The 2137-nt window shown below is 38.4% G+C and carries 3 protein-coding genes; all 3 read right to left on the reverse strand.

Translation table 11 applies throughout. The features are described from left to right. Nucleotides 1–100: 100 nt before the first annotated feature. Nucleotides 101–382: a ribbon-helix-helix domain-containing protein gene (locus BT797_RS02130; protein ID WP_045109133.1), complete on the reverse strand. Its 282-nt coding sequence runs from the start codon at nucleotides 380–382 to the stop codon at nucleotides 101–103. 379 nt (nucleotides 383–761) lie between these two features. Next, complete coding sequence (locus BT797_RS02135) at nucleotides 762–1565, reverse strand: DJ-1/PfpI/YhbO family deglycase/protease (protein WP_052678236.1); 804 nt, start codon at nucleotides 1563–1565, stop codon at nucleotides 762–764. A 228-nt stretch (nucleotides 1566–1793) separates the two neighbouring features. Next, nucleotides 1794–2000, reverse strand: a complete 207-nt coding sequence (locus BT797_RS24670; RefSeq protein ID WP_075470973.1) for a transposase — start codon at nucleotides 1998–2000, stop codon at nucleotides 1794–1796. Nucleotides 2001–2137 lie beyond the last annotated feature (137 nt).

Here is a 2137-nt window from a genome sequence, read left to right on the forward strand (position 1 = left end):
TGAGCGCTGCTACAAAGCCTATCATAATGCCTCTTCGAATATCGAAACATTATCAACACGTTGGTTTACTTAGTCAACTTTGCGACACAACCCAAGTTAGTTATGCCACTTCAGTAACCTTTTGCGGCTTTTCCAGATAGAGTATACATGCACAGCGGAGCAGAGAAGCGAAATTAGGAACATCTCCATTAATTTCCAATGCTTCATCATATATTCGGGATAAAAGCTGTGGCACCCTCATAGCCTGATTCTCGGCAACAGAGTCAAGGATGACCCAGAATTTTGCTTCTAGCCTTACACTTGTTGAGTGACCTCCCATACGAATAGAGCGGGAAATAAAGCGGTGAATTTCTGGATTTTGATTAGCCAATATACAGCACAAAATTAAGCCTCCAAGTTATTATTGTATGAGTCTGGCATATCTTTCATTACGGAATAAGCCTTGTTACGAGTAAAATTCTAAATTAGCCGTTATAAAACGGTTTTGTTGAAGAGCTCAAATGTTGAGCACCGAAATGCGGCTTTGTAGCAGCGCTCAACAAATCATCAATCCGACCTCTGTTTTTGAGGGATTTGTTATAATCTGAATAATTACTTTGTCGGTAAGTATGCTTCTTAAAGTGATGCTGTTTAGTCAGATTGTATTTGTAAGGAATTTGTTAAATTATACTGGTGTGAAAGGTCGATTAAAATAATAACCGACCTTACTGATATTGCCTAATTGATGATTATTTGAGCGCTGCAACAAAGCCCTAATTTGTCTATCTAATTAAATGTTCCGTGAAGGCGTTCATTAATCGAGGCAAGTCATAGGGGAACCGGCTGGTTAAAAGCTGTCCATCAGTGACCAATGGTTGATCAATTACAGTAGCTCCAGCATTTTCTAGGTCCTTCATAATCGACCAATAACCTGTGACTTTTCGGCCTTTAAGAAGTCCAGCATTTACCAGAATTAGTGGTCCATGACAAAGTGAAGCCAGTGGTTTATTGGTTTCAACAAAAGCTTGTAGTAATGTATGAGCATTTGTATTGGTGCGCAAAAAATCTGGGTTCCAGGATCCTCCGGGGAGAACTAATCCATCGAAGTCCTCTACAGAGACGTCTTCAAGAAACTTGTCTATTTTGATCCAGCCTGAATTTTCCATTAGACGCACAGTCATAATATGAGTGCTGCGTATTTCTGGCATTTTCACGCCAAACGTATCCGGGAAGTTAGGCTTCTTCGGAGACACAACAAATACCTCTGCACCACTTTCCTTTAAATAATTTAGTGGCACCAAAATTTCCAGTTCCTCGACACCATCAGTTGCTAAGATAGCGATTTTTTTACCTTTCAGTGTTGTTGAATCTCGCTTTTTAAGCATGAAGTTTTTTAACTCTCGGTTTAATTCTCCATCCGCAGTAATTAGTTTAATTGTATCCAATGTAGGAACGTAAGCACTGGTTGATGCCGCTTCATACAAATCAATTTTGTTTGTTAAGCTTTCAGAAAAAGCCTGTGATGAATAGCTGATAAACACACATAAAGTTACCGAAATTATTTTTTGTAAGTTGTATAAATTCATGATTCCACCTAGGTTACGACTTTTGATTATTTATTTAATATACGCGACATAAAGTGGTATTTGGTATTATCCAGATACCACATATTAAGAAAAATGGGCATGGTTCAAACCCACTGAACAGTTTGGGGCGGCTTTGTTGCATAGCTCTGGAATCGGTTCTGTCGCAAACTGCGAGTTTAGTGGATCAAAATGAAAGGTGGGTGGCTCTTCTCCCGTTAGTGTGGTTAGTTAAAATCCATACTTATGATACCCATTTAGATCCAACCACAGTCGCTGAAAATATGATTTAACAGAGCTTACGCCATAACATCTACGTTTCATCACTTTTATCTTATTATTCAACCCTTCGACAAAACCAGAGTTTTTTCTACCTTTAAAATAATTGGCAATTTGCCCCTTATACTTTACCAGTGTTGATAGGCTTTGTTGCAACACTCAATCTCACTTGTCTTTGAATGTGATCAGGCAACTCGGTAGCTATTGGGCATCCCGAGATGAGTGAAGCGATTTAATATGGAACAACCTAATAATATTTCCTGATTTTGATTACTAAAATTTTTACTGTGTAACTT

It is taken from the genome of Moritella viscosa, from assembly GCF_900120065.1.
GTDB classification, from domain to species: Bacteria; Pseudomonadota; Gammaproteobacteria; order Enterobacterales; family Moritellaceae; genus Moritella; species Moritella viscosa.